This window comes from Actinomadura livida (assembly GCF_014648675.1).
Classification (GTDB): domain Bacteria; phylum Actinomycetota; class Actinomycetes; order Streptosporangiales; family Streptosporangiaceae; genus Spirillospora; species Spirillospora livida.
In genome coordinates this window covers 725622-750255 of record NZ_BMRO01000001.1, presented here as the reverse complement: position 1 = coordinate 750255, position 24634 = coordinate 725622, and the positions used below count along the sequence as shown (strand labels likewise).

Below are 24634 nucleotides of genomic sequence, written 5' to 3'. Positions count from 1 at the left end.
TCGGGATCCACTCTCACGTCCGTGGGCGGGGGCCGTACTCGACGGTAGCGGAACGCCGCGTCACTCGGTTCGCGGAGCCTGAACTGCGTCGGCCCTTACCGGCGTCCAGACTCCGCCGACGGCGTCATAGACCGCCAGGGGCGTCTCTTCCCCCTCACCGGTCCAGCGCCAGAGGCGGGCGCCGTGCGGCAACCGGATCGGGACGCCCGGGGGCTGCTGCTGGGCGACGGACCGCCTTCGCGTAGGCGCACCCAGGGGCGCCACAGCCCCTTCTTGGACGCGCTCCGCTTGGGGCTGCACATGCTCGTGCGGAAGACGCTCGGGCTGGAGTGGCTCCGGTTCGGGCTTCGGCTCCGGTTCGAGCTTCGCCGGTTCCAGCCGCTCCCCCTGCTCCGGTAGCTCTGGTGGCTCTGGCTCGGCGCTCGCCTGCGGCGCGAGGACCTGCGGTGCGGGAACCTGGGGCTCCGGAAGGTGAGGCTCCGGAAGGTGAGGCTCGGGAGCCTGGGATTCGGGAGCCTGGGGCTCGGGAATCTGCGGCTCGGGAGCCCGGGATTCGGGAACCTGGGGCTCCGGAAACTGGGGCTCGGGAATCTGCGGTGCGGGAGCTTGCGGCGCGGGCGGTTCCGGTTCTGGGACCGGCCGGGCGTCGGCGGGCGGGGGCAGCGGCTTCCCGGGCGCGGGCGGCCCGGCGTCGAGCGCCGCCTGCAGGTCGGCCGCCGTGAAGGGGTCGACCGCCGTGTGGGAGTCGTCGAGGGGCGCGGGGGGAACGTCGTCGTGCAGACCCTCGCCGAATGAGGGGGCCGCACCGTTGAGGCCGGGGGTCGAGCCTCCCGCGACGGGGTTGGGCCCAGAGAGGGCGTTCGGATCGACCGTCCCGTACGGGTTGGACGGCACGCCCTGTTCGGCGGGCGGCAAGCCCTCCGGGCTCTCGTGCAGGCGGGCCACGACGGACGAGTCCAGGAGCACTTCGCTGGGCAGGCCCCAGTTGATCGCCAGGCGCCATGCAGGGTCCGGCCAGGCGGACGCCAGTTGCGCGAAGGAGGTGCGCCTGTAGAGGCTCGGGTGCCGGTCGCCGGTGCGGGCGAGGGCACCGGGTGAGGTGAACACCGTGACGTAGGTGTCGCTGCCGATGACGACGGTGGGCAGTTCCGCGCGGTCGGGGTCTTCCACGGCGGGCGCGGTCGCGGGCAGCACCAGATCGGCGTTCGCCAGCAGCCGGAAGTAGGCGGAGGTGTCGCCGTTCGCCTTGGCCTCGGCCAAGCGGGGTTCGAGCAATTCGGCGTCCGTGCTCGGGGGTATGCCAGGGAGGCCCTGCGGCGGCATGGGGGACCCGGCCGGGGGCGTGCCCGCGGGCAGGGGGTCGGCTCCCGCGGGGACGGTGCCGGGTGCTCCGGCGGCGGTGCCGGACGAGGAGCGGCGCTCCTTCACCCGCACCGGGTCGGCGACGTCGATGCCGAAGTCGAGCAGCTCGATCAGGCCGGTGCCGTGCCGGTGGAACGACTCGTACACCAGGTCGGAGGGCCGCCGGACGCCCTGGACGTCGCGCAGCGCGGTGACCATCACGTCGGCCAGCCTGGAGAAGTCCCCCTCGGTGACCGCCAGCATCCCGCCGGGCGTGCCGAACTCCGGCAGCTCCGTCCACCAGTTGCGCGGCGCGGGGTCGGCGGGCGGGCGCCAGCCCGCCTCGCTCATGACCTCCTCGTCGGCCAGCGTGAGCAGCAGCGGCCCTTCGAGGAAGTTGTTGCTGACGGCCTCGGCGTAGAGCCGGTCGGGCTCGCGCATCGCCTGGACGTAGTGGCGGCTCTCATCGCGCTCGCGCACGATGAGGATGGTGTCCCGTTCGAGCCCGGCCAGCTCACGTCCCAGCCGCCGGGCGAACTCGGACCACTCCAACAAGATCACTCCCTACGACCGGGGGCCGGTCCCCGTGCCCCCGCGAGACCACGCCCGAGACCCGATGATTGTCGCCGGGGACGCCGCGCGCAAACCAGGAGTTCACTCGGGCGGAGGTTCGTGACGTAGGACACGCAGTGCCTCGCGGAGGCCCTCCGGATCGTCCCCGCGAAGGTCGAGGACGTCCATGAGCCGGTGCAGGATCTCATGCCGCTCGTAGCCGACGTCAAGGAGCGCCTGGGCGGTCTCCCACAGCTGGGGAGGCTCCCCGTTCCACAGCCGCTCCGTGAGGCGTTCGTGCGCCTCGATGTGCTCTTCGCCGGCGCCCGGATGCTCGAACTCCAGGATGACGCGGCGGTCGTCGGGGTCGGCCGGATCCAAGGTCGACAGGTCGATCACTCCGTGCCGCCCGGACCGCCGGTGGGTCCCCGACAGGAACGGCAGGGCGAACGCCCGCCGGGGCAGTGCCTCCAGGTCACCGTCGGGGAGCAGGCGGTCGACGAGGGCGCGGTCCAGGCCGAAGGCGGACGGGTCGCGGTAGGCCTCGGCGAATTTCGCGGTGGCGTCCCAGAGGGCGTCCAGCGTCGCCCTGATGCCCTCTTCGGGGAGCCCAGTGCGCTTGCCCGCCCACCGGATCCACGCGCCCAGGACGTGCGGGACCGCTTCCTGTTCCGCCGGGGACAGCAAAACCTTTCTCGGCAGCCAGTCGAGGAGGAACATCTCGCTCTTGACGGGACTGACGCGGAGCGGCCGTCCGAAGTCGTGGGCGCAGCCGTAGTCGATGATGAGGTCGGCGCACCGGCTGGCGGCCGAGCGGTCCGACAGGCCTTCTGCCTCGTCCGAGGCGAGGAACCGCGCGGCGATCGTCGCGCGCCTGTCCGGTCCGTACACCGGCGGCTGGGGGAGGCGCCCGCCGGGCGGCAGGATGTCCACCCGCGCCCGGACGAAGGCGTGATAGGTGCCGAAGTTCTCGTTCACCGGCGGATCATCGGTTCCGTCAGTGAGATCCAGGGCGCTCCACAGCAGCGCCTTGGTGTCGCGCGGGTCGAGTTGCTCGAATCTCATCAGCGGGTTGTCGCGCCCTTCGCGGCGGCAGTGGTCGAGGAGCTTGTCGACCCGGGACGAGACCCACGCGTCCCTGACCATCCCGCTCGCCGGCGGACGTCCGGCTCCGGCAGGGGCGAACGCGTCGCCCTTCGGCTGGACGGCACCCGCCTTGTTGCGATCGACCAGGATGACCAGCGCGTGCCTGTCGGTCCCGCCGTAGCTGTAGGTGCAGATGACGGAGTCCTGGTCGCCGAAGACGTCCCTGGACACGTAGCAGCCCTCTGGGGCGACCATTCCCACGCGGTCGGCCCATCCCGGCCTGGCCACGCCGCGCTCCATCAGCTCCAGGGCCGCGCGCTCTGCCTTGGCCGCCTGCCTGGGGGTGCCCATGTAGGCCATGCCCGTGAGCAACGCCAGCGCGGCCGGAGTCCCGGCCGCGCACGCGTAGTCGACGAGGGCTTCGCCGATGACCTCCTCGACGTCCCCGTCCGGTAAGCGGTGCCCCCACCAGGAGCCGAGGATCTCGCTGACGATGAGCTCGGCGTCCAGGGGGCTGCGCACCGCCAGCAGCTCGCGGGCATGCCGCAGCATGCCGTCGAAAATCGCCGAGACCTCGTCCGGGGGCGTCGATCCGTCCCGGCCCGGGTCCCCGGAGGAGCGGTGGCGGCTGCGGGGACTCACCCTCCTAGCCTCTCAGATCCTGCGAGGACGGTGGCCAGGACACCGAAGTCCGGAACGTGTCAGCCGTCGGCTCCTTCCGCCGGGGCGCGCCCGGACGGCGGCTCCGACTTCAGGATTCCGGTGAGCTGCTCACGCGCCATCCGCTCGACTCTGGCGGGCGTGGCATCGAGCCCCAGGTGCGCCATGCACGCTTGGACGTCGGCCACGCACCGGTGTACCGCGTCCCGGGGGAAAGTCGTGAACTCGTCGCTGAGCCGCTGTGTGAGTGCGTCGCGGGTCTCGCGCCGGTGATCGGCCAGTGCAGGCATCTGCGCACACCTCCGCGCACGGGGTTCCGGCGGACGGGGACGCCGCCGGCCGAGACGGGAGCTGTACGGGCCGACCCATCTCGTCCCGTCTCGATTCCCCATTCCAGCGCTTTTGCCGGGAGAGTCAAGACATCCCGGGAGGTCGTTTGGCAAATTCTGGTCTGCCCCCTGCGGAGGGCTCGTCCGAATCCCCGTGCGCCCTTCCGACCTGCGAACTTGGCACATCGCCAGACGATTTGCGGACGGCCTCCGCCCAGCCCGCGTGGTGGCGGGCCGCCCAGTCGGGGTCAACGCGTCCGGTCAGCATCCCCTGCAACGCGCCCCGGTCCCGGAACGCCTGCCACAGGTGCCCCGCCGTCACCACGGCGATGGCGAGGAAGAGCCAGTCATGGACGAACGTGGCGCCCGTCCGCCACCGGTCTCCCCACGGGCCGGGGAAGGTCATGATCTCGCCCGTGCCGAGCATGACGAGGATCGCGCCCGCGGTGAACGCGGCGTTCAGCTTCTGGCCCGCGTTGAACTTGCCCACGGGAAAGACTCCCCGCCCGTACCGCACGACCCTGCGGTCGCCGCTCCTCAGCCATTGCCAGTCGTGCGGTGCGAACCTGTTGAACCGCCGGAGGTCCGCCCTGAAGGCGCGCGACATCAGACCGAGCACGATCGGCGCGGGCAGCGAGAACCCGAACCACACGTGGAGGGTCTTGACCAGCTCCCGATGCCCCACCAGCGTGGACAGCATCGGCAGGTACAGCAACGCCGCGGTCACCAGGCAGACGAGCATCCACAGCGCGGTCATGTGGTGGATGAGGCGTTCGGCCCCGGTGAACCGCTCCAGCAGGACCCGGCCGTCCGAGACGGCGCCGTGCCGAGGCGGGTCAGCTAGGGGCCGGTCAGGTGGGGGCGGGTCATGTTGGGACATCGTCACGCCCGTTCGACTTCCCGACCCACGCGTGCTGGTCGTATCCCAGGCCCTCCCAGTAGCCGGGGATGAGCTCCTCGGTCAGCTTGATGCCCTTGAGCCACTTCAGCGATTTGTAGCCGTACATGGGCGCCACGTAGAGCCGTGTCGGCCCACCGTGATCGTGCGTGACCGGCTTGCCCTCCATCTGCGTCGCGACAAGGACGTCCCGGCGGCGCGCCTGTTCCAGCGTCAGCGACTCGGTGTAGACGCCGTCGAAGGACGTGAACTGCACGGCACGGGCCTTCGGCGACACTCCGACCGCGTCGAGCAGATCGGCCAGCACGACCCCAACCCACTCAACGTCAGGAACGCGCCAGCCCGTCACGCACTGGAAGTCCCGCTCCAGCACCGTTTGCGGGAACCGTGCCAGGTCGGCCATGCCGAACGCCTGGGGCTTGTCGACGAGACCGCCGACGGTCACGCGGTGCGTGGCGGCGCTGCGCCGCTTCACCCTCCCGGTCACGGAGTAGTAGCGGAATCCGCCGGCGGCGGGCAGGACATCACCGATCGGCCCCACCGGCGCCAAGGCGCGACTCACGCCGTCCTGGACGGACGCTCCCACGGCGACCCCCGCCGCGCCGAGGCCGAGCATCCCGAGCACAACCCGCCGTCCGACGGGACTGCCTTCTGTTCGGTCCTCCTCGTTCACGCCTTTCATTCGAACACCGCGGCCCGCGCCTCGCCAGGTTTCCGTCATTCCCGTAAGACTTCGGACAGATCTGGGCGGCCCTAAGCTGGGCGCATGGCCACGAAGGTTCAACTCGCCCAGCGTCCGGAAGCCGACGACCTGCTCGGACGCAGCCCGCTGGCCGTGCTGGTCGGCATGCTCCTGGACCAGCAGGTCCCCATGGAATGGGCGTTCTCCGGTCCGTACACCATCGCCCAGCGGCTCGGTTCCGACGACCTGGACGCGCACGAGATAGCCGCCCACGATCCGGAACGCTTCGCGGCACTGCTGTCGGAGAAGCCCGCCGTCCACCGCTACCCGGGTTCGATGGCCAAGCGCATCCAGCAGCTGTGCCAGTTCCTAGTAGAGAACTACGACGGGAACGCAGAGAAGATCTGGCTGGACGCAGACAGCGGCAAGGATCTGTTCAAGCGCCTCCACGCCCTCCCCGGCTTCGGCAAGCAGAAGGCACAGATCTTCCTGGCCCTCCTGGGCAAGCAGTACGGCGTCCGTCCTGAGGGCTGGCGCGAGGCCGCCGGGGCATACGGCGAAGAAGGCTCCCACCGGTCTGTAGCAGATATCACCGGCCCCGAGTCCCTGGCCAAGGTCCGGGCCTTTAAGGCAGAGCAAAAGGGAACCAAATCGTCCAAGTAGCCTCACCCCAGACCGAGGCGGTGGCATAACGGCGGTTTCGGGGCCGCTCCAGTGGGCCGGCGCCTGCCAACACTCCCGAACACCCTCGGGTTGACGCCCTGTCGTGTGCGGGAGCCGTAACATCTCCTACTCGCCGTCTCCGGCGGGCCGTCTTCGCGGCCTCCGGGACGGTGTCCGAAACCGACGCGTTCGTCTGGGACCCAAGGGAACGAGGATGTTCAGCAGGGGTTCCGTACTCGGCGAACCATCGGGATGATGAGTACCTGACTTCGACCGGTGTTGTGATGGAGGCGGGAGCGCTAGCCTGCTCCCATTCACTCATAGTGATGAAAACTTGCCGCGCGGTACGGGACCCTCTGGGGCGGAGGTGTTGTCCATGAGCACCGAGACGTCCGTTCCCCATCCTCGGGTCTCTGGGGTGGAGGGGCGGCCCATGGATGCGTCGGACGCCGCGCTGTACGCGACATTGCTGACCGAAGCCCCGGGCGGGCTCGCGTTCTTCGACCGTGAGCTGCGCTGCCGCCGCGCCAACGACGCACTGGCCGAGCTCTTGGGCGTCCCCGTGCGCGATCTGCAGGAGCGCAGGCCGTCCGAGGCGCTTTCCGGGGCGTTGGCGACGGCGTTCGAGACGGCCCTCCGCAAGGTGATCGCCGAGGACCGCTCGCTGAACGACTCCGATCTGGTCGTTCCGGCCGCCCAGGACGCGGCGCCCGAGGAGACCACGGACGTGGCCCCAGAAGGCGATGAGCGGATTCTGGCCTGCACGTGGCTGCCGGCCAAGGACGCCGACGGTGAGCCCGTGGGCGTCGTCCTGACCGCGCAGGACGTCACGGAGCGGCGCAGGGCCGAGGAGGTCATCCGCCGCAAGGAGCAGCGTTACCGCTCGCTCGTGGAGGCCAGCGCCCAGGTCGTGTGGGTCGCCGCCCCGGCGGGCGGGGTGATCGACGACGCACCCGAATGGCGGGCGATCACCGGGCAGGCGCCGGACGACTACGCGGAGGGCGGCTGGCTGGCGGTGGTCCATCCCGAGGACCGGCCGCGGATCGAGGCCGCGTGGCGCGACTGCGTCCAGGAGAACCGGGTCTTCGAGACCAACTACCGGATCCGCACCAAGAGCGGAACCTTCCGGCACTTCGACGTGAGGGCCGTGCCCATCTGGCAGGGCGACGCGGTGATCGAATGGGTCGGCGCCAACACCGACGTGACCGGGCAGCGCGAGGCCGAGGAGATGCGCGGCCGGCTGACCGAGCAGCTGTCGGCGGCGGCGCTGCGCACGGCGCGCCTCCAGCAGGCCACCTCCATGCTGGCCGAGGCCCTGACCGTGTCCCAGGTCGTCCAGGTCATCACCGAGGTGGGGCGGTCGGCCATCGGCGCCGACTACTCAGCCGTGGCGCTGCTGGACGACGACAAGCTCCGCCTCAGCGTGGTGGCGCCGTCCCAGCCGGGCGCGGATGGCGAGACCGGTCCCGTCTCCCGGGACGAGATCAAGGTCAGTGACCAAACCGTGATGTCGGTCGCGGTGCGTGAGAGCCGGCCGTTCCTGGCCGAGCATCCCGACAGCCTTCGCCTGCAGCTCGGCCACGGCGAGAAGGACCTGTTCGCCCAGCACACCGAAGAGCGTGCCTGGGTGGGCCTGCCGCTACTGGCGGCCGGCGCCCCCATCGGCGCGCTCCGTTTCTCGTTCACCCGCCCTAGGGAGATCACCGAGGAGGAACGGGTCTTCCTGGAAGCGCTCGCCGGGCAGTGCGCCCTGGCGGTCGAACGGGCGCTGCTGTTCGAGCGCGAGCACCGGACCGCGGAGGAACTCCAGCGCAGCCTCCTGCCGAGCGACCTTCCGCAGCTGCCGGGCATGGTGCTGGCGGCCCGCTACAACCCCGCTACGCGGCACGTCCAGGTCGGCGGTGACTGGTACGACGTGTTCCGGCTGCCCGACGACAGGCTCGCCGTGGCCGCCGGGGACGTCATGGGCAAGGGCGTCCTCGCGGCGGCCGGAATGGGCCGCGTCCGCAACGCCCTGCGCGCCCTCGCGCTGAACGATCCGCGCCCCGCCGCGGTCCTGGCCGGCCTGGACCGGCTGTTCAGCGCCACCGAGGACGAGGAGCAGTTCACCACGGTCGCGTACGCGGTCATCGACCCGGAGACCGGGCAGGGCGCGTTCAGCAACGCGGGGCACCCGCCACCCCTGCTGATCTCGCCGGACACGCCCGCGCGCGTCAGCACGGTCGAGCCGGGGACGCCCCTCGGCTGGCCGAGCCAGCGACAGCAGACAAGTTTTTCCATCGAGACCGGCAACACTGTGGTGTTCTATTCCGATGGACTTGTGGAGAACCGTAGGCGTGGGGTGGACGCCGGGCTGGAGGAGCTCGTCGCCGTCGCGGCGGACGCCCCACCTGAAGTGGTAGGAGATCCCGAGAGACTCGTCGACTTCCTGGTCGATCGGATGCTTGCCGGCTACGAGCAGGTAGACGATGTGACCGTGCTTGCCCTGCACGTCCCGCCAGAACCCGTGTGAAGGCCGCCGGCCGCGTGAAGACGGCCCGGCACGTACGAAGGACCATCCCGCGCCCTCTAAGGTGGAGAGTTACGGGGTAGGACTTCACAGGCGGAATGCGCAGCAGTGCCAGAATGCTTGACCCAGCGAGAGCGGGTACGCTGCGGTCCCGCACCGGGAGGTCCGCTCTGTGTGTGGTCCCACCCAGTGTGAGGCCGGGCCCGTCAGGGCACTTGGGTCAACCAAGCCACACGTTCGTTCGAGAGGTATTTGTGTCGCCTGCTAGCTCGACCTCGAAAGCGTCAGATCTGCACGATCACGTCATCGCGCAACTGATCGAGCGTGGACGGTCCCAGGGTTACCTCGAAGCCGACGACGTACGCCGTACGTTCGAGGAGGCCGACATCCCCGTGTCGAAGGCCTCCAGCATTCTGCGGAGCCTCAGCAAGGAGGGTGTGACCGTCATGGTGAGCGCTGCCGACTCCGCGGCGCCCAAGCGTCCGCGCAAGCGCGGGACGCCGCCGGCGCGCAGGCCCAGGACCGCCGCGGCGGCCAAGGAGCAGCCCGACACGGTGACCGCCGTCGTCGGCGACGACGCGGCCCCTTCCGCGGCTCCCGAGGTCGTCCCGGAGGAGGCCGCCGCCGCGCCGCGCCCGGCCGCCAAGCCCGCCGCGCCGAAGAAGGCCGCGCCCGCGAGGGGCGCCAAGGCCAAGAAGGCCGCGCCCGCCAAGAAGGCCGCGGGCCCGGCGGCGAAGGCGGCGCCGGTCAAGCCCGTCAAGGCCGTCAAGAAGGCGGCCGACGACCCCGAGGTCGAGGACGAGGTCGACGTCGAGCTCGACGAGGACCTGGCGGTCCTCGACGTCGAGCTCGAGGACGACGCGGCCCCCGAGGTCGAGGAGGCGCCCGAGGCCGAGGAGGCCCCGGCCGCGCCCGCGGCCAAGGCCGTCCCCGCCGGCAAGCAGGCCGCCGAGGGCACCCCGTCCTCCGAGGAGGAGGGCTTCACCCTCGGTGACGACGACGAGGACGCGCCCGCGCAGCAGATCGCCGCGGCCGGCGCCACCGCCGACCCCGTCAAGGACTACCTCAAGCAGATCGGCAAGGTCCCCCTGCTGAACGCCGAGCAGGAGGTGGAGCTCGCCAAGCGCATCGAGGCGGGTCTCTTCGCCGAGGAGCGGCTCGCCGCCGACGGCCCCGCGATGTCCCCCGAGGACACCGAGGACTTCGAGTGGATCGCCGAGGACGGCCGCCGCGCCAAGAACCACCTGCTGGAGGCCAACCTCCGGCTGGTCGTGTCGCTGGCCAAGCGCTACACCGGCCGCGGGATGCTGTTCCTGGACCTGATCCAGGAGGGCAACCTGGGCCTGATCCGCGCGGTCGAGAAGTTCGACTACACCAAGGGCTACAAGTTCTCCACGTACGCCACCTGGTGGATCCGGCAGGCGATCACCCGCGCGATGGCCGACCAGGCCCGCACCATCCGCATCCCGGTGCACATGGTCGAGGTCATCAACAAGCTGGCGCGCGTGCAGCGGCAGATGCTCCAGGACCTGGGCCGCGAGCCCACTCCGGAGGAGCTGGCCAAGGAACTCGACATGACCCCGGAGAAGGTCGTCGAGGTCCAGAAGTACGGCCGCGAGCCCATCTCGCTGCACACCCCGCTGGGCGAGGACGGCGACAGCGAGTTCGGCGACCTCATCGAGGACTCCGAGGCCATCGTCCCGGCGGACGCGGTCAGCTTCACCCTCCTCCAGGAGCAGCTCCACTCCGTCCTCGACACGCTCAGCGAGCGTGAGGCGGGCGTGGTCTCGATGCGGTTCGGCCTCACCGACGGCCAGCCGAAGACGCTGGACGAGATCGGCAAGGTCTACGGGGTGACGCGCGAGCGCATCCGCCAGATCGAGTCCAAGACCATGTCGAAGCTGCGTCACCCGTCCCGGTCCCAGGTGCTGCGCGACTACCTCGACTGACCGGAGTTCTGAGCGGGGGGCCTCGTCCCGGACCGGGACGGGGCCCTTGCCGTGTCCGCGGACACTCTCCTTCCGGCGCGTCCCCCGTGCGCCGGTCGTCGCCGTGTAACGGCCTTTTAACATCGCGGTAGCGTGCGCCGTCTTGCGTCTTCCTATTGTCGCGCGCATGGGATTGACAGAGCTCGACCGGGCCCCCGGACGTTCGGTGGAGCAGAGCGGGGTGGGGGCCTCCTTGGTCCGTGCACGTCAGCTGCGGGTGCTGGGCGGCCGCCCGTGGCGTGATCCTGATCTGGACTGGGCGGTCGACGCCGTCCGGGACCGCCGCCTCCTGCGCGTCGGAGCGCACGCGCTCGCCGTGAGCCGCGTTGACCCGGAGGTGCGGTCGGTCCGTGTCGAGGCGCTGTCGAGGGCCGCGGTGGGCTTCAGCCGGGACGTCGAGGCGCTCGTCGCCGAGGATCCGTCCAATCCCGACCTCTGGCTGTGGCTCGGCCGGACGCGGGTGGAGGAGGCGTGGCGGATCCGTCCGGAGGCGCGTGCGCGGGCCGTGCAGGCGAAGAGTTACACCACGTACACGAAGTCGATGCAGTCCGCCCGCGAACCGCTGATGCGGGCGGCGTCGTTGTGGCCGGACGATCCCGTCCCGTGGGAGGCGATGCTCTGGTACGCGCTGGGCCTGGGCCTCGACCGGGAGGAGAAGGACGCGCTGTGGCTGCAGGCGAGCGGCAGGTGCCCCACCCTATACGGGGCGCATGTGGCGCGGGTCGTGAGCCTGTCCCCCCAGTGGGGAGGCATGACGGACGAGATGTTCGGCTTCGCCCGGACGGCCGCGAGCAGGGCCTCCCGAGAGGATCCCAGGGCCGCCCTGATCCCGCTCGCCTACTTCGAGTACTTCGTGCAGGAGCGTTCGGGCGTGATCCGTGGGGCGTCCTCGTGGTTCTCTCCGGAGGAGCGCCGGGAGGTGGAGGCCGCGGCGCGGGGCTGGTTCGAGGGGCACCGTCTCCATCCCCGGACGATCGAGGCGCACAACCTCTTCGGTGCCGCGTTCCATCTCGCCGACGCGCGGCGTCTGGCGCGGCAGCATCTGCTCCGGACGCGGGGGCGGCCGAGCAGCCTTCCCTGGACGTACCTGGGCGGCGACGAGGTGAACCAGTTCGTCAAGGCATGCCGGCACCTGAACGTCGGCACGGCCTGAGTTCTGCGGGGCGGGGCTGGGAGTCCCGTTCAGTCGTTCAGGATGACGTCGAGGTTCGCGCCGTTCAGTTCCGCGGTGTGCCCGAGGTCGGCGACGGCCTTCAGCAGCTCTTCGGGGGTGCGCGGTGCCGCGCCCGCCTTGAGCAGGTCGTGCGCGATCCGCCCACGGGTCGCCTTGGCCATGTGGCTCACCACGGTCCGCTGCGTCCCGCCGCCGGCGAGCCGTTCCCGGAACACCCGCACCGCCACCGCCGGCCGGGGCGCCTTCCAGACGGACGCGTACGGCCCGGAGCGCATGTCGACGATCAAGCCGCCGTCGTCCAGCCGCAGCGCCTCGCGCATCGCCGGGCGCCACAGCGCGCCCAGGCGGCCCGCAGCGGGCAGGGACACCGCCATGGCCAGCCGGTATGCCGGGACGCGGTCGGTGAGCCTCAGCGCTCCCCACAGGCCCGAGAAGACGATGACCTGCTCGGCGGCGGACGCGGCATCCAGGTCGGCGAGGTCCAGGTTGTCGTAGAGGACGCCGGTGTACAGCCGCGCGACCGGCAGCGTCGCGGCCTCGCGCAGCGTCCTGTTGCGGGCCAGCGCCTCCTCGGCCTGCCCCGCCGGCAGCTTGAGGATGCCCGGCGCGTCGGCGCGCCGGCTCACGTCGCTCAGCGCCGCCAGAAGGCGCTCACGCAGCGGGTTGAGGCCCGGGAAGCTCAGTGACGCCAGGTCCACGGGAGGGCCGTCCCCATCGGCGGCCTTCTTCTCCGACGGTGGCAGCAGGATGTGCACGATCCTCCCGAGGGCAGTGGTGTTCCAGGACGGTGGTACGGGCGCAGCCGAGGTGACCGGTACTTGTGCAGGTCAGCGACCATCATGCCCGGGTGAAGAATGTCACTTCGGAGTGAGAGTCGCGTGGAATGCGTGATCCCCGTCACGGATTGTAAGCACAGAGTAGTCACATCGTGACTCACTGGAGTTATCCGGAATGGCGAACGGCGGCCACCGTCTCCGATGGCCGCCGTTCATGGCTCCTGCTATATGGGGATCTACCGCTCTTCGGCTGGAGTGGTGGCCGATGTTTCGGTGAGCCGGTCTGTCTCGTCCTGAATGTCGGCCCCGTTGGAACGGAGAGCCTCTGCGTACTTGCGACCGTGGTGGGCGCAGAACAGAAGGTCGCCGCCGCCTACAAGGACCGCACGGACGTAGGCCTGGGCGCCGCAGCGGTCGCATCGGTCGGCGACGGTCAGCGGCTTGGTTGGGGCAAGGGCTCCAGTCACGGCACCTTCCTCATGCTCGGGGTCGGTACTTAGGAGAACATCTAACCCGACGTGAACGTTCCCAACCTGCTTGTTCGTACGCCCACAGCAGAATGGGCCAATTAGTGATCGAGGTCACATCAATGCGCCTCCCATCTGAACAGGCGTACGGCGATCAGTGAACCGGCCACCGCGACGCCCAGCAGGATGCCGATTTGGGGGAGGACGGACCCCGGCCCGAGACCGCGGCTCATCACATTGAGCATCCCTTCGTTCAGATAGCGCAGCGGGAAGATGTGCGACATCGTCTGCATCCAGCCCGGGGCCTGGTCCAAGGGGAAGAACGAACCGCCCAGGAACGCCATGGGCAAGACGATCAGCTGCGTCACCGCGTTGGCCGTCTCCTGGGTCTTCGCCCACGCCCCGACGAGCATCCCTATCGACAGGAAGGCGAGCACGCCCGCGGTCAGCAGCGGTATGGCCATCCACCAGGCGCCCTCAAGCTGCAGTCCGAACATCGGGAGCCGCGCCACCAGCACGAACAGCGCGAACTGCACGAGGGCGATGGCGAGACTGACCGCGACACGCGCGGCGAACACGGTTGGTATCGGGGCAGGGGAGAGCTGGAGGCGGCGCAGGAGTCCCTTGGTCCGCCATGTCACGAGCGTCTGGGATGCGCCGAAGACGGCCGCCGAAGCCAGGGCCCAGCCCAGCAGGCCGGGGGTGAAGAACTGGATGGCCTTGAGTGAGTCGTCCTCCACCTGCTGGATGGCGAGCGTGTAGGCGGGCGGCTGCCCGGTGGCGGCCTGGTTCGCCGCCTGGATGATCGAGTTCATCAGCCCGCGCACCGTCCCGGCCGTGACCTGGTCGGCCGCGGAGTAATGCACGACCAGCCGGTCGCCGCGCTGCTCCACGGCGCCCGCCACATCGCCCTTCGCCACCTGGCGGAGCGCGTCGGCGCGGTCGGACGCCGCAGTGACCGTGAGGACCTTGCCGAGCTCGTCGCCGCCCTGGGCGAGCGCCTGCTCCAGCACCGGCGCCTGGCCGATCTTCAGCACCTCCACCTTGGGCGTGGACTGGCCGCTGAAGATCCCGCCGAAGATGACCAGGAACATCAGGGGGAACAGGACGGTGAAGAACAGCGCGGACCTGTCCCGCCGGAAACCGAGGTACATCGCACGGGAAAGGCTCTTGAAGCTCTGGTACGCGCTCATGCCCTGTACTCCCGTCCGGTGACCTCTAGGAAGACGTCCTCCAGCGTGGCGCCGCGGATCTGGACCCCGTCGAGCGCGTCCTTGGCCGCCATGGCCGCGACCACCGCCGACGGGTCGCGGGTGGAGATGGTCAGCGAGACGCCGTCGTCGCCGGTCTCGTCCGCTCCGGGGAGGAGCCGCGCGTCCTCGGCCGTGAGGACGCCGCTGGCCACGCTGATCCTGGCCGGTGCGTCCAGGCCGCGGACCAGTACGGCCGGCGGGCCGAGCCGCAGGATCCGGCCCGCGTCCATGATGGCCACGCGGTCGCAGAGGATCTCCGCCTCGTCCATGTAGTGCGTGGTCAGGACGACCGTGCGGCCCCCTGTGCTGATCTCCCGCAGGACGTCCCAGAGGTTGCGGCGGGCCTGCGGGTCCAGGGCGGCGGTGGGCTCGTCCAGGAACACGATCTCCGGGTCGTGCACGAGCGCGCAGGCGATGGACAGGCGCTGCGCCTGCCCGCCCGAGAGCTTCTCGACCGGGACGTCGGCCTTCCCGTCCAGCCCGACCAGCTCCAGCATCGCGTCGCTCTTCCCCGCGGGGACGCCGTAGAGCGAGCCGAACGTCCGCAGCTGCTCGCGCGCCGTCAGCCGCTCGAAGAACGACGACGACTGCAGCTGGACCCCGATCCGGGGCAGCAGCCCCGGGTTGCGCGGCCACGGCGACATGCCGAGCACCGACACCTGCCCCTCGTCGGCCTCCCGCAGACCCTCGATGATCTCCAGTGCGGTCGTCTTCCCCGCGCCGTTCGGGCCGAGGATGCCGAAGAACTCGCCCTCCTCGACGGCGAACGTCACCCCGTCCACGGCCCGGACGTCCCCGTATCGCTTGCGTAGGCCTGTGACCTCGATCGTTTGCGCCATGCGGAGGACGATAGGTGCGCGCCGAGGCGGAGCACACCCACCCAAAGGTGGACCTTCAGGTCTAGAAGTCGGAGGGCCGGGGCCCGCGCCGGGTAGCCTGGCCAGTCGACCGGGTCCGCCGTGCCGGCGTGCCACAGCGCCGGTGGCGGCGAGCCTCCAGGTGGATTGTCGGCGGCCGGGGGTAACCTTCTGCCGACCGTCCTACCCCCGAGGAGCACACGCACGTTGACCGCCGCGACCGCCGAAGCGACAACCGAAGACCCGCACGGCTACTCCGCCCGGCACCTGTCGGTGCTGGAGGGCCTGGAGGCCGTGCGCAAGCGACCCGGGATGTACGTCGGGTCGACCGACAGCCGGGGCCTCGCCCACTGCCTGTGGGAGATCGTCGACAACTGCGTCGACGAGGCCCTCGCCGGATACTGCACCCACATCAGCGTGACGATGCACGCCGACGGGTCCTTCGAGGTGGCCGACAACGGCCGCGGCATCCCGGTCGACCTCGAGCCCAAGACCGGGCTCGCCGGTGTCGAGCTGGTCATGACCCGGCTGCACGCGGGCGGCAAGTTCGGCGGGGTCTCCTACACGGCGTCCGGCGGCCTGCACGGTGTCGGCGCCTCCGTGGTCAACGCGCTGTCCGCCCGCCTGGACGTGGAGGTCGACCGCGACGGCCACACCCACGCGATCAGCTTCCGCCGCGGCCTGCCCGGCGAGTTCGCCGACGACGGCCGCCCGAACGCGCGGTTCAAGAAGAAGTCCGGCGTCCGGCAGATCCGCAAGGTCGCCAAGAAGGTCACCGGCACCCGGGTCCGCTTCTGGCCCGACCTCCAGATCTTCCTGAAGGAGGCCACGGTCGACCAGGGCCTCGTCCTGGACCGGATGCGCCAGACCGCGTTCCTCATCCCCGGTCTCACCATCGACGTCCGCGACGAGCGCGGCGAGGAGATCCTCGACGAGACGTTCCGGTTCGACGGCGGCATCGGGGAGTTCTGCACCTACCTCGCCAAGGACGCCCCCATCGTCGACGTCCTGCGCCTCCAGGGCCGCGGGCACTTCACCGAGACCGTCCCCGTCCTGGACGACCAGGGCCACCTGACCCCCACCGACGTGGAACGCGACCTCGAGGTCGACATCGCGCTGCGCTGGGGCACCGGCTACGACACCGTCACCAAGTCGTTCGTCAACGTGATCGCCACCCCCAAGGGCGGCACGCACGTGCGCGGCTTCGACCGCGCCGTGCTGAAGGTGCTGAACGAGCAGCTCCGCGCCACCAGGCTGCTGAAGAACGGCGACGAGGACGTCATCAAGGAGGACGTCCTGGAGGGCCTCACCGCCGTGGTGACGGTCCGGCTGCCCGAGCCCCAGTTCGAGGGCCAGACGAAGGAGGTCCTCGGCACCTCCGCGGCCACCCGCATCGTCTCCCAGGTCGTCACGCGCGAGCTGCGCCAGATCTTCGAGAACCCGCCGCGCGGCCAGAAGCAGCCGCTGCGGGCGGTGCTGGAGAAGGTCGTCGGTGCCGCGAAGACCCGGATCGCCGCCCGCACCCAGCGCGACAACCAGCGCCGCAAGAACGCGCTGGAGAACTCCGCGCTCCCGGCCAAGCTCGTCGACTGCCGCACCGCCGACGACCGCAGCGAGCTGTTCATCGTCGAGGGCGACTCGGCGCTCGGCACCGCCAAGCTGGCCCGCGACTCCGAGTTCCAGGCGCTGCTGCCGATCCGCGGCAAGATCCTCAACGTGCAGAAGGCGTCCGTCGCCGACATGCTCAAGAACGCCGAGTGCGCCGCGATCATCCAGGTCATCGGGGCCGGCTCGGGACGCACCTTCGACAGCACCGTGGCCCGCTACGGGCGGATCATCCTGATGGCGGACGCCGACGTCGACGGCTCGCACATCCGCTGCCTGCTGCTGACCCTGCTCTACCGCTACATGCGGCCCATGCTGGAGGAAGGGCGCGTGTACGCGGCCGTCCCGCCGCTGCACCGCATCGAGCTGACCAAGCCCAAGAAGGGCCAGGACAAGTACGTCTACTGCTACAGCGACGGCGAGCTCACCCGCAAGCTGGTCGAGTTCGAGCGCAAGGGCCAGCGCTGGAAGGAGCCCGTCCAGCGGTACAAGGGCCTCGGTGAGATGGACGCCGACCAGCTCGCCGAGACCACCATGGACCCGCGGCACCGCATCCTGCGCCGCATCCGCATCGAGGACGCCGAGGAAGCCGCCAACATCTTCGACCTGCTGATGGGCAGCGACGTGGCTCCGCGCCGCGCGTTCATCACCGCCGGCGCCTCCGAGCTCGACGCCGAACGCATCGACGTGTGACCCGGCGGGGTGGACGCGGGCGTCCACCCCGCGGTGGAGAGCGGAAGTCCAGCCCGGCGCCGATGTACCGGAGGCCGCCGCGGGCGTAGCTTCGGTGACCATGGACACGCCCGACAGCGCTCCGACCGCAGTCCCTGGGACCGGCGCCCGGCGGCGCGTCGTGATCTGCAAGGCGCGTCCCGTGGACGGGGTCATCCGCGCCGTCGTCGTGGGTCTCCTGGTGACGTGGGGCCTGGTCGTCTACGTCCGGGACATGGCGGACGCCGACCCGATGCCGGCGTTGCGCGGCCCCGGGCTGGCCCTCGTCCTGCTCAGCGCGGTCCTGTTCGCGACGCTCGGCAGCGGCCTGTGGATAGGGCGGCACCGCGGCTCCAGCCGGTGGCGGATGGGGATCGTCCTGCTGTTGACGTCGATGGCGGCGGCGGTGACGCTGTACGCGGCCACCCCGGCCGCCGACCGCGGCCTGCTCTTCTGCATGGCCGCCCTGTGGGCGCTGCTGATCCGGCTCCCGCTGCGCTGGGGCGTGGCGGTGAGCGCACTCGCCATCGCGATGGTCGGGGGGCTGGGCGAGGGCTTCCGCGACGGCGCCGACCTCGGGCTGCTGGCCGCCTTCGCCGGGATCACGGCGGGCGGCGTCGCCAGCCGGCAGAACGCGGTCGCGCAGGAGGCGACGCGCCGCGCGGAGGCCGCCAACGCCGTCCTCGCCGAGCGGTCGCACATCGCACGGGAGATCCACGACATCCTCGCCCATTCGCTGTCGGCGCAGATCGTCCACCTGGAGGGCGCCAGGCTGCTGCTCTCCCGGGACGGTGACCGCGTGCAGGCCCTGGAACGGGTGGAGCGCGCGCGGAACCTCGCCCGCTCGGGCCTGGAGGAGACGAGGCGGGCCCTGGCGACGCTGCGCGGCGAGATGCCGGAACCGCAGGAGGTCATCGCCGAACTGGCCGAGGAGTTCTACCAGAGCACCGGCCGCCCCTGCGAAGTGCGGGTGACGGGCGATCCGCGCGACCTGCCGCCTCAGGCGGGCCTGACCGTCGTGCGCACCGCGCAGGAGGCGCTCACCAACGTCCGCAAACACGCGCCCGGCGCGCGCGCACACGTGACGCTGCGCTACCTCGGCGACAAGGTCGAACTCGAGGTGACCGACAGCGGCGGCACGGAGCCCGTCGTGGCGGCGGACGGCGGGGGGTACGGCCTGGTGGGCATGCGCGAACGCGCCGAGCTGATCGATGGCACCCTGATGACCGGGCCGGACGGCAGGGGGTTCCGTGTGTCCCTCCGGGTGCCGGTGTGACGGGAGACGGGACGCGGTGAGCGAGAAGACGAGAATCCTGGTCGTCGACGACCAGACCGTGGTGCGCGAGGGCCTGGTCCTGCTGCTCGAACTGCTGCCGGGCCTCGACGTGGCCGGGTCATGCGGGGACGGCGAGCAGGCCGTGGCGATGGTCGCGGAACTGAACCCGGACGTCGTCCTGATGGACCTGCGGATGCCGCGCATGGACGGCGTGGAGGCGACCCGCCGGATCAAGCGGGCCCACCCGGACGTCGAGGTCGTCGTCCTCACCACCTACGCCGACGATGAGTCGATCTTCGCCGCGCTGCGCGCCGGGGCCCGCGGCTACCTCACCAAGGACGCCGGCGCGGACGAGATCGCCCGCGCCGTCGACGCGGTCCGCGGGGGAGCGGCGCAACTCGACCCGGCCGTGCAGCGCCGCCTGGTCGAGGCGGTCGCCACCGAGCCGCGTCCCGCCCGGCCCGCCGGGAGCGCCCTGCCCGACGGGCTCACCCGGCGTGAGGCCGAGGTGCTCACCCTGATCGCCCAGGGGCGCTCGAACGGCGAGATAGCCGGTGACCTGTTCATCTCGGAGGCGACGGTCAAGACGCACATCAACAACCTGTTCGCCAAGGCGAACCTCCGCGACCGGGCCCAGGCCGTCACCTACGCCTACAGGCACGGCCTCGCGGGGTGAACGACCACGGCGTAACTCTGCCGGTGTTGTTCGGCCGGTGTTGTTCAAGCGGTGTGATTACCGCCGGCGTAATTACACCGGCTCGTTGCCGGGCTTCCACTTGATCCCGCAGCCGAGGCTGGGCGTGTGGGGCTCGGGGACGGACTTGCCCGCGAGCACCAGGTCCAGGGCCGCCCGTAGCGAGGCGCCGTCGGACGGTACGTCGTTCCTGGGGCGAGCCCCGTCGAACTCGCCTCGGTAGGCGAGCTTGCGTTCCCGGTCGTACAGGAAGAAGTCCGGCGTGCAGGCGGCCTTGAACGCCTTCGCCGTTTCCTGGGATTCGTCCACCAGGTACGGGAAACGGAATCCGGCGCGCTTGGCCTGCTCACGCAGGTGGCCGGCGTCGTCGTCCGGATAGTTGGAGACGTCGTTGCTGCACACGGCGACGGTGGCGAGCCCATTGGCGGCGTACTCCGTGGTGACGACGCCGATCGCGTCCTCGATGCGCCGGACGTACGGGCAGTGGTTGGACAGGAAGACCACCAGCAGGGCGGACGCGTCCGCGAAGTCCGCCTCCGACACGGTGCCGCCCTCGACGGACGGGAGCCGGAACGCGGGGACCGCTGAACCGAGCGGGACCATGAACGATGCGATAGCCATGCGCCCATCATCCTGCACCGAGGACCAAGCGACCGCTTGCTAGGCTTCGCCCCATGCCGTCTCAGGAGCACATGAAGCAGGCCCTCCAGACCTACATCGACGCCTTCAACGCGGGTGACGCGGCGGCCATATCCGGCCTCTACGCCGACGACGCCGTCATCGAGGACCCGGTCGGCAACCCGCCGATCAGCGGCCGCGCCGGGATCGAGGAGTTCTACACCAACGCCATCGCCGGCGGAGCCAAGCTCACCCTCGACGCCCCGATCCGCGGCTCCCACGGAGACCGGGCCGCGATGGCCTTCACCGTCGACATCCCGGGCATGCGGATCCGCGCCATCGACGTCATGACCTTCAACGCCGACGGCAAGATCGTTCGCATGGACGCCCACTGGGGGCCGGACGACATCGAGACCTGAGGGCTTGCCGCAGCCGACCTCGGCGACGTACGCGAGCGCGTGACCTGACAGGTGCGGCGAGGCCGCCGGGCGGGAGCGGTGCGCCGGTCCTGCGACGCAGCCCCCTCCCGCTCACCGGGACGTCCGGTGCCGGCGCCGCGGACGTCCGGCAGAGTCGTACTCGACCCAGCCCAGCGTGGAAGGGGCCGCGGCGTGGTCAACCGGAGTCATCGGTACGCGAAGATCAACGGTCTCGACGTCCACTACGTGGAGGCGGGGCAGGGACCGCTCGTCGTCCTCCTGCACGGCTTCCCGCACCTGTGGTTCAGCTGGCGCCACCAGATCGGACCGATCGCCGAGGCTGGTTTCCGGGTCGTGGCGCCCGACATGCGGGGCATGGGCGACACGAGCGGCCCGGCAGAACCGCGGGAGTACGGCGTCGACCGGATCGTCGGAGACCTGGTCGGCCTCCTCGACCATCTCGGCGAGGAGAAGGCGGTGTTCAGCGGCCTCGATTTCGGGCTGTTCGCCGCCTATGACCTCGCCTACCACCATCCCGAGCGGATCGCCGCGATCATCGGGCTGGAGAATCCGTTCATCACACCGAGCGAGGAACCCCCGCTGACGCTGGCCGCCCGGCAGGCCGGTAGGCACTTCAACCACATCCACTACTTCAGCGCCCCGGGCGTGGCCGACCGTGATCTCGACGCGGCGCCGGGCGAGTTCCTGCGCAAGCTGTTCTACGCGCTTTCCAGCGACTACCACTATCTCGACGTCTGGCGAAAGCCTCCGGGCACCTCCTATATCGACGCCCTGCCGGAGACGCCGCCCCTTCCGTGGCCGTGGTTGACCGAGGCGGAACTCGAGTTCTACGTGGCGGCCTACAGCCGCAGCGGCTTCACCGGCGCCCTGAACTGGTACCGGGCGATGGACCTCTCCTGGGAGTACCGCAAGTCGTACGCCGGAAGGAAGAACCCGGTGCCCTTCTATTTCATCGGAAGCGAGCAGGACGCCGACCTGGAAGGCTGGCACGGCCGCGATCCCCTCACCAAGTTGGCGCGGCACCACGAGGACGTCCGCGACGTACGGATGATAAAGAACGCCGGGCACATGATGCAGATGGAGAAACCCGCCGAGACGACGGCGGCCATGCTGGAATTCCTGACGACCGGCAGGGAGTCGGGATGGGCCTGACCGAAGACCGCGTGGCGGTGGTCACCGGGGCCAGCCGGGGCGCCGGCAAGGGCATCGCGCTGGCACTGGGCGAGGCCGGGACGACCGTCTACGTGACGGGACGGACCGGGGCCGCGGGCGAGACGGAACTGCCCGGCACGGTCTACGAAACGGCGGCGGAGATCGACCGGCGGGGCGGCACCGGCATTCCGGTGATCTGCGACCACTCCCGGGACGACCAGGTCGAGGCCCTCTTCAAGCAGGTGGAGCGGGAGCACGGCGGGCTGGACATCCTCGTGAACAATGCGTTCGCCATTCACCCGGACCTGGCCCGCAAGGGCCCCTTCTGGGAGAAGTCGCTCGCACTCCAGGACATGTTCGACGTGGGAATGCGCTCCGCCTACGTCGCCAGCTACTACGCGGCGCCCCTGCTCATCAAGAACGGCGCGGGCCTCATCGTCAACACCTCGTCATTCGGCGGCCGCTGCTACATGCACGGCCCCGCCTACGGCGCCGGCAAGGCCGCGGTCGACAAAATGGCCCATGACATGGCCGTGGACTTCAGGCCCTACAACGTCGCCGTCATTTCCCTCTGGATGGGCTTGCTGAAGACGGAGCGGACCAAGGCCCTCTTCGAGGGCGCCCCCGACCGCTACGCGTCCTTCGCCGCGGCCGCCGAGTCCCCGGAGTTCAGCGGCCGCCTGATCGACGCCCTGGCCCGCGACCCGGACCTGATGAAGCGCAGCGGCCAGGTCCTCATAGGCGCCGAACTGGGCGAAGAACTGAACGTCCGGGACACCGACGGGACCCGCCCCCACTCCCACCGCGAAACCCTGGGAGATCCGCCGACCTTCAACAAGGCCATCGTCCAGTAACCAGCGCAGGACCGGGTGATCGATCAGCGCAAGTCGTGTGCGCCTGTCTTGATGGTGTTGAGGAGGGTGGCCCACTCGTCACGGGTGAGCGCCAGCACGGGGCCCACCGGGTTCTTGGAGTCTCGGACGGCGCAGTACCCGGTCATCCCGGCGACCTCGACGCAATCGGTACCAGCGGGTTGGGAATAGCTACTCGTACGCCAGATGGCTGCTTGCCGAGTCGTTCGGCTCATCCGGTTCCCTTCAGGAGGCGGTCACGGCTCGCCTCGGCGGAGAGCGCGACCGCGCGCAGTTGCTCAAATCTGAGCATATAGCGACGAAGTTCGTCTTTCTCCTCAAGCATCCGGTCGTCGACGGTCGTCTCCAGGAAGACGATGTCGCGTTCCCCGGGGTCGTCGAAGCCCAGGTGGGTGAACGGCTCGCCGGCTCCTGCGTACAAGCCGGCGGTGGTGGGAATGAGCTGGATGGTCACGTTGCTTCGATCCGCCATCGTGACCAGGTGGTTCAGTTGTGTGGTTCGCACTTCTGGATCGATGATCCTGGTGATGGCGTTCTCGTCGATCACCGCATGGAGTCGGCAGGGCGCGTCGATTCGGTCCAAGATCTCCTGACGCCTCAGCCGCGCGTCCACATGCCGTTTGATCTCCGCAGGGTCGTCGACGCCCCCGATGGGCAGGAGGGCCTCCATGTATGTCGCTGTCTGGAGGAGGCCGGGTAGGAACACGTTGCTGTAGGTACTAACGGCTGAGGCCGCCGTCTCGAAACCTGGAAACTCGTTCTGGAAGACGTCGTTGTATCTCGTCCACCAGCCCCGTTGCCTCGCCTGCCGTGCCAGTTCGGCGAGAGCCTCCCGCGCATGTCCTTCTATGCCGTAGAGCTCGCACAGGTCGGTGACCGCTTCGGGGTTGGGCTCGATCCACTTCGCCTTCTCGATGTAGTTGAGCTTGGTGGCGCTCCAACGCAGGCGCCTGCAGACCTCCGTCGTCGTCATGCCGATCTCCTTGCGGGCGGCGACCAGCTTGCGGCTGAGGGCGCGCTTCTTGATCGTCGGGCTGTAGCCCTCGACATGAATCTCACTCACGGTGACACCTTGCCACGCGTTGGGTGAAACTGTCCGGCGAAGGAACCACTGCAGTCTCTTTTAGAGAATCTATTGCGATCTTGTATGGCCACTGCCACGTTGTGTATCGAAGACAGCACGCTCGGCGACCATGTCGGGCTCGTCCGGAAATGGTGGTGGTCGTGGTGGTGTGGAGAATGCCTGGTGGTGTGGGGGTCGCCGGGTGTGGGGCCGAGGTGGTTCGGGGTGGTGGGTGTGCCGCCTGGGTGCTGCCGCCGGAGGCTCGGTGTGCCGGGGTGGCGCGGAAGCTCGTCCGGGAAGCGCTCACCGCGCTGCTGCTGCCGGGGGAGGTGGTCGAAGACGCGGTGACCATGGTCTCCGAGCTGGCGACGAACGCTTTCGCGCACGCGCTGGGTGGGCGGGCGCTCGGGGTCACGCCCACGGCGGGGCTGCCCGAGTTGCAGATCTACGCGCGCGGGCAGGGCACGGAGGTCGTGGTGCGGGTCTTCGACTCCGCGTCGTGGTGCGGGGCCGTGCCGTCCGGGGAGAACCTGCGTCCTCCGGTCGACGCAGTGGGCGGGCGTGGGCTTGAGTTGGTGAACGCCCTGGCGGTGGAGCATGGAGGACGCTGGGGAGCGCATCGCAGCCGGTCTCGGCTGGGCTCGGCGCCGGTGTCCGGGAAGGTCGTCTACTTCGCCCTGCCCGCGCGGGTGCCGTGGTGTCCGCCCCGGCGGGACTGCCATGAGGCGGCCCGGGAACTGCGGCGGCTGCTCGCCGCGCGGAGAATCGGGCCGCTGCACCTGAGCGACGGCCTGCGGATGGCCGTCTTGTCGGTGCGGCCGGAGATCACGATCTGGGTGCGGGACGCAACGTTCTATGTCACCCGGCCATCGGCCGGCGCCGTCCGCCGTCCGGTCGGCGACGTCGAGGACGTCGCCGAGGAAGTAGTGCGGTGCAATGAGGACCTCGACGCGCTTCGCGGATGACGG

At 70.2% G+C, this 24634-nt stretch carries 23 protein-coding genes; 11 read left to right on the top strand and 12 right to left on the bottom strand.

Annotated features, from left to right (window positions below; all coding sequences use genetic code 11):
• Positions 1 to 60: 60 nt before the first annotated feature.
• The 5 genes from IEZ03_RS37505 to IEZ03_RS03270 all read right to left on the bottom strand — a co-directional run bounded on the left by IEZ03_RS37505 (position 61) and on the right by IEZ03_RS03270 (position 5539).
• The gene (locus tag IEZ03_RS37505; protein ID WP_229807969.1) at positions 61 to 1896 is read right to left on the bottom strand and encodes a TY-Chap domain-containing protein; all 1836 of its coding nucleotides are present in this window, start codon (positions 1894 to 1896) and stop codon (positions 61 to 63) included.
• A 99-nt stretch (positions 1897 to 1995) separates the two neighbouring features.
• A complete protein-coding gene (locus tag IEZ03_RS03285; RefSeq protein WP_184890452.1) occupies positions 1996 to 3531 on the bottom strand; it encodes a hypothetical protein in 1536 nt (511 codons plus the stop codon).
• 149 nt (positions 3532 to 3680) lie between these two features.
• Positions 3681 to 3929 carry a hypothetical protein gene (locus IEZ03_RS03280; RefSeq protein ID WP_184882269.1) on the bottom strand — a complete coding sequence of 83 codons (249 nt, stop codon included), beginning with the start codon at positions 3927 to 3929 and terminating at the stop codon, positions 3681 to 3683.
• A gap of 124 nt (positions 3930 to 4053) precedes the next feature.
• On the bottom strand, positions 4054 to 4848 hold the full coding sequence (locus IEZ03_RS03275; protein WP_184882271.1) for a cytochrome b/b6 domain-containing protein: 795 nt from the start codon (positions 4846 to 4848) through the stop codon (positions 4054 to 4056).
• Entirely contained in the window at positions 4835 to 5539 is a 705-nt protein-coding gene (locus IEZ03_RS03270; protein ID WP_207945511.1) for a molybdopterin-dependent oxidoreductase, read from the bottom strand. Before IEZ03_RS03270 ends, IEZ03_RS03275 begins: the two co-directional genes overlap by 14 nt.
• A 93-nt stretch (positions 5540 to 5632) precedes the next feature.
• Here IEZ03_RS03270 and IEZ03_RS03265 point away from each other — a divergent pair, with 93 nt between their 5' ends.
• The 4 genes from IEZ03_RS03265 to IEZ03_RS03250 all read left to right on the top strand — a co-directional run bounded on the left by IEZ03_RS03265 (position 5633) and on the right by IEZ03_RS03250 (position 11861).
• The gene (locus tag IEZ03_RS03265; RefSeq protein ID WP_184882273.1) at positions 5633 to 6211 is read left to right on the top strand and encodes an HhH-GPD-type base excision DNA repair protein; all 579 of its coding nucleotides are present in this window, start codon (positions 5633 to 5635) and stop codon (positions 6209 to 6211) included.
• 433 nt (positions 6212 to 6644) lie between these two features.
• The gene (locus IEZ03_RS03260; RefSeq protein ID WP_373293516.1) at positions 6645 to 8723 is read left to right on the top strand and encodes a SpoIIE family protein phosphatase; all 2079 of its coding nucleotides are present in this window, start codon (positions 6645 to 6647) and stop codon (positions 8721 to 8723) included.
• 251 nt (positions 8724 to 8974) lie between these two features.
• Positions 8975 to 10669, top strand: coding sequence for an RNA polymerase sigma factor (locus tag IEZ03_RS03255; RefSeq protein WP_184882277.1), 1695 nt, complete (start codon positions 8975 to 8977; stop codon positions 10667 to 10669).
• 166 nt (positions 10670 to 10835) lie between these two features.
• On the top strand, positions 10836 to 11861 hold the full coding sequence (locus IEZ03_RS03250) for a hypothetical protein (protein ID WP_184882279.1): 1026 nt from the start codon (positions 10836 to 10838) through the stop codon (positions 11859 to 11861).
• Between the two features lie 29 nt (positions 11862 to 11890).
• On the opposite strand, the gene IEZ03_RS03245 is transcribed toward IEZ03_RS03250, so the two are convergent.
• The 4 genes from IEZ03_RS03245 to IEZ03_RS03235 form a co-directional block, all read right to left on the bottom strand.
• Positions 11891 to 12637 carry a YaaA family protein gene (locus IEZ03_RS03245; protein ID WP_184882281.1) on the bottom strand — a complete coding sequence of 249 codons (747 nt, stop codon included), beginning with the start codon at positions 12635 to 12637 and terminating at the stop codon, positions 11891 to 11893.
• A 257-nt stretch (positions 12638 to 12894) separates the two neighbouring features.
• Positions 12895 to 13125 (bottom strand): DUF7455 domain-containing protein, encoded by a 231-nt coding sequence (locus IEZ03_RS37500; protein WP_229807968.1) that lies wholly within the window; start codon positions 13123 to 13125, stop codon positions 12895 to 12897.
• Between the two features lie 119 nt (positions 13126 to 13244).
• Positions 13245 to 14318, bottom strand: a complete 1074-nt coding sequence (locus tag IEZ03_RS03240) for an ABC transporter permease (RefSeq protein ID WP_184882283.1) — start codon at positions 14316 to 14318, stop codon at positions 13245 to 13247.
• Positions 14315 to 15217, bottom strand: a complete 903-nt coding sequence (locus tag IEZ03_RS03235) for an ABC transporter ATP-binding protein (RefSeq protein ID WP_184882285.1) — start codon at positions 15215 to 15217, stop codon at positions 14315 to 14317. The genes IEZ03_RS03240 and IEZ03_RS03235 overlap by 4 nt, the downstream gene beginning before the upstream one ends.
• 225 nt (positions 15218 to 15442) lie before the next feature.
• Between IEZ03_RS03235 and IEZ03_RS03230 the strand changes: the two genes are divergently transcribed.
• The 3 genes from IEZ03_RS03230 (at position 15443) to IEZ03_RS03220 (ending at position 19503) form a co-directional block, all read left to right on the top strand.
• Positions 15443 to 17533: a DNA gyrase/topoisomerase IV subunit B gene (locus tag IEZ03_RS03230; protein ID WP_184882287.1), complete on the top strand. Its 2091-nt coding sequence runs from the start codon at positions 15443 to 15445 to the stop codon at positions 17531 to 17533.
• A 100-nt stretch (positions 17534 to 17633) separates the two neighbouring features.
• Positions 17634 to 18827: a sensor histidine kinase gene (locus IEZ03_RS03225; protein ID WP_184882289.1), complete on the top strand. Its 1194-nt coding sequence runs from the start codon at positions 17634 to 17636 to the stop codon at positions 18825 to 18827.
• 16 nt (positions 18828 to 18843) lie between these two features.
• Positions 18844 to 19503 (top strand): response regulator, encoded by a 660-nt coding sequence (locus IEZ03_RS03220; RefSeq protein WP_184882291.1) that lies wholly within the window; start codon positions 18844 to 18846, stop codon positions 19501 to 19503.
• A gap of 72 nt (positions 19504 to 19575) precedes the next feature.
• On the opposite strand, the gene IEZ03_RS03215 is transcribed toward IEZ03_RS03220, so the two are convergent.
• Positions 19576 to 20142 (bottom strand): thioredoxin family protein, encoded by a 567-nt coding sequence (locus tag IEZ03_RS03215; protein ID WP_184882293.1) that lies wholly within the window; start codon positions 20140 to 20142, stop codon positions 19576 to 19578.
• A gap of 53 nt (positions 20143 to 20195) precedes the next feature.
• Between IEZ03_RS03215 and IEZ03_RS03210 the strand changes: the two genes are divergently transcribed.
• The 3 genes from IEZ03_RS03210 to IEZ03_RS03200 all read left to right on the top strand — a co-directional run bounded on the left by IEZ03_RS03210 (position 20196) and on the right by IEZ03_RS03200 (position 22585).
• Complete coding sequence (locus tag IEZ03_RS03210) at positions 20196 to 20558, top strand: nuclear transport factor 2 family protein (protein WP_184882295.1); 363 nt, start codon at positions 20196 to 20198, stop codon at positions 20556 to 20558.
• 192 nt (positions 20559 to 20750) lie between these two features.
• Positions 20751 to 21731, top strand: a complete 981-nt coding sequence (locus IEZ03_RS03205; protein ID WP_184882297.1) for an alpha/beta fold hydrolase — start codon at positions 20751 to 20753, stop codon at positions 21729 to 21731.
• On the top strand, positions 21722 to 22585 hold the full coding sequence (locus IEZ03_RS03200) for an SDR family NAD(P)-dependent oxidoreductase (protein WP_184882299.1): 864 nt from the start codon (positions 21722 to 21724) through the stop codon (positions 22583 to 22585). Before IEZ03_RS03205 ends, IEZ03_RS03200 begins: the two co-directional genes overlap by 10 nt.
• Before the next feature lie 23 nt (positions 22586 to 22608).
• Here the strand turns inward: IEZ03_RS03200 and IEZ03_RS03195 are convergent, their stop codons facing one another.
• Positions 22609 to 22818 carry a DUF397 domain-containing protein gene (locus IEZ03_RS03195; RefSeq protein ID WP_184882302.1) on the bottom strand — a complete coding sequence of 70 codons (210 nt, stop codon included), beginning with the start codon at positions 22816 to 22818 and terminating at the stop codon, positions 22609 to 22611.
• Positions 22815 to 23666, bottom strand: a complete 852-nt coding sequence (locus IEZ03_RS03190) for a helix-turn-helix domain-containing protein (RefSeq protein WP_184882304.1) — start codon at positions 23664 to 23666, stop codon at positions 22815 to 22817. Before IEZ03_RS03190 ends, IEZ03_RS03195 begins: the two co-directional genes overlap by 4 nt.
• A 275-nt stretch (positions 23667 to 23941) precedes the next feature.
• Here IEZ03_RS03190 and IEZ03_RS03185 point away from each other — a divergent pair, with 275 nt between their 5' ends.
• Positions 23942 to 24631 carry an ATP-binding protein gene (locus IEZ03_RS03185; RefSeq protein WP_184882306.1) on the top strand — a complete coding sequence of 230 codons (690 nt, stop codon included), beginning with the start codon at positions 23942 to 23944 and terminating at the stop codon, positions 24629 to 24631.
• The last annotated feature ends 3 nt before the right edge of the window (positions 24632 to 24634 follow it).

Excerpts from the sequence above, each read along its gene's own strand:
- IEZ03_RS03285 (WP_184890452.1), bottom strand. The coding sequence starts at position 3,531 with ATGCTGCGGCATGCCCGCGAGCTGCTGGCGGTGCGCAGCCCCCTGGAC.
- IEZ03_RS03280 (WP_184882269.1), bottom strand. The coding sequence starts at position 3,929 with ATGCCTGCACTGGCCGATCACCGGCGCGAGACCCGCGACGCACTCACA.
- IEZ03_RS03275 (WP_184882271.1), bottom strand. The coding sequence starts at position 4,848 with ATGTCCCAACATGACCCGCCCCCACCTGACCGGCCCCTAGCTGACCCG.
- IEZ03_RS03265 (WP_184882273.1), top strand. The coding sequence starts at position 5,633 with ATGGCCACGAAGGTTCAACTCGCCCAGCGTCCGGAAGCCGACGACCTG.
- IEZ03_RS03260 (WP_373293516.1), top strand. The coding sequence starts at position 6,645 with ATGGATGCGTCGGACGCCGCGCTGTACGCGACATTGCTGACCGAAGCC.
- IEZ03_RS03250 (WP_184882279.1), top strand. The coding sequence starts at position 10,836 with ATGGGATTGACAGAGCTCGACCGGGCCCCCGGACGTTCGGTGGAGCAG.
- IEZ03_RS03240 (WP_184882283.1), bottom strand. The coding sequence starts at position 14,318 with ATGAGCGCGTACCAGAGCTTCAAGAGCCTTTCCCGTGCGATGTACCTC.
- IEZ03_RS03235 (WP_184882285.1), bottom strand. The coding sequence starts at position 15,217 with ATGGCGCAAACGATCGAGGTCACAGGCCTACGCAAGCGATACGGGGAC.
- IEZ03_RS03225 (WP_184882289.1), top strand. The coding sequence starts at position 17,634 with ATGGACACGCCCGACAGCGCTCCGACCGCAGTCCCTGGGACCGGCGCC.
- IEZ03_RS03215 (WP_184882293.1), bottom strand. The coding sequence starts at position 20,142 with ATGGCTATCGCATCGTTCATGGTCCCGCTCGGTTCAGCGGTCCCCGCG.
- IEZ03_RS03210 (WP_184882295.1), top strand. The coding sequence starts at position 20,196 with ATGCCGTCTCAGGAGCACATGAAGCAGGCCCTCCAGACCTACATCGAC.
- IEZ03_RS03200 (WP_184882299.1), top strand. The coding sequence starts at position 21,722 with ATGGGCCTGACCGAAGACCGCGTGGCGGTGGTCACCGGGGCCAGCCGG.
- IEZ03_RS03195 (WP_184882302.1), bottom strand. The coding sequence starts at position 22,818 with ATGAGCCGAACGACTCGGCAAGCAGCCATCTGGCGTACGAGTAGCTAT.